Source organism: Psychrobacter sp. 1Y4, assembly GCF_051847555.1.
In genome coordinates, this window is the sequence record NZ_JBPYDE010000079.1 from 1 (window position 1) to 1,305 (window position 1,305).

The following is a 1,305-nucleotide window of genomic DNA, read 5'->3' on the forward strand; positions in this document are numbered from 1 at the left end:
ACCTGTCGTTGCCGCGATATTCCTATGTGGAGACAGCAGCAGCCATTAATCATACTCATTGTGAATTTTAGGATATCGTTATGACGGTTAAAGCCAAAAACAAACGCGCAGTTAAGCAGAAGTTGTTACCTGTCTTTACTTCCTTAGCGTTAGTGGCTGCTAGTATGCAACCTACTTTTGCAGCCATAGAAATAGACGAAACTGACTTTGGCCCTTCGTATGAGACGATGGTAGTAGATACGATTGTTGGTAAACCATTACAACTGGTCAATGCTGTGGCTGGTACCGCCGCCTATATCGTGAGCCTGCCCTTCTCTCTTATCGGTGGAAATGCCGATCAAGCGCAGCAAAAATTATTTGTTGAGCCTTGGGATGCTATGGGAAGATGTTTAGGCTGTACAGTTGCTGAAGACAACTATTATAAATCACAAGTTATTAACAATAATACTGTGCGTATTGTCGTTGACCAACCATCAGAGATTTTGATCAATACTAACGATTACGTGGTTGTCACGCCATAAGCAACTTTGTTTAATGGTTTTTAGCATAAATCAAAAACTATAACTTTATGAATAGACAATAAAAAAGGCTAACTTTACGTTAGCCTTTTTTATTACGTCATTTTAGTTAAACTAAAATATTATGCATTTTTCTTACTACGGCCGTGACGCTTACGCTCACTTTCAGTCAGGTAGCGTTTACGAATACGTACTGCTTTTGGTGTTACTTCAACTAGCTCATCATCTTGAATAAACTCAAGCGCTTGCTCAAGCGTGAACTTAACTGCTGGTGTCAAAGTCAACGCTTCATCAGTACCACTAGCACGTACGTTAGTAAGCTGCTTACCGGTTGTTGGGTTAACCGTCATATCATCGTTACGAGAGTTAAGACCAATAATCATACCTTCATACACTTCGAGCTGTGGCTCAGCAAATAACTTACCACGTTTTTGCAGGTTAAACAGTGCAAAGCCTAGGCAAGTACCATTTGCCATAGAAACCAATACGCCGTTTGAACGACCACCCACATCACCAATCTTTTGTGGACCGTAATGCGAGAAGCTTGACGTCATGATACCACTACCTGAGGTCAGTGTTAAAAACTCAGAACGGAAACCGATCAAACCACGAGCTGGTACTGTTGCCTCAATACGCATACGGCCTTTACCATCAAGCTCCATATTGGTCATTTCGCCTTTGCGTAGACCAACCTGCTCCATAATAGAACCCTGATGCTCTTCTTCGATATCGAAGACAACGTTTTCATACGGCTCTTGTAGCTTGCTTGGCTTTACTGGCTTTGGCA

1 protein-coding gene and 1 pseudogene are annotated in these 1,305 nt (G+C 41.9%); one reads left to right on the forward strand and one right to left on the reverse strand.

Annotation, left to right across the window (positions count from 1 at the left end):
• The first annotated feature begins 80 nt into the window (after positions 1 to 80).
• Complete coding sequence (locus ACS8FC_RS14290) at positions 81 to 521, forward strand: hypothetical protein (protein ID WP_439297246.1); 441 nt, start codon at positions 81 to 83, stop codon at positions 519 to 521.
• A gap of 119 nt (positions 522 to 640) precedes the next feature.
• On the opposite strand, the pseudogene ACS8FC_RS14295 reads toward ACS8FC_RS14290, so the two are convergent.
• Positions 641 to 1,305 (reverse strand): annotated as a pseudogene (locus ACS8FC_RS14295) (translational GTPase TypA); the annotation flags it as partial.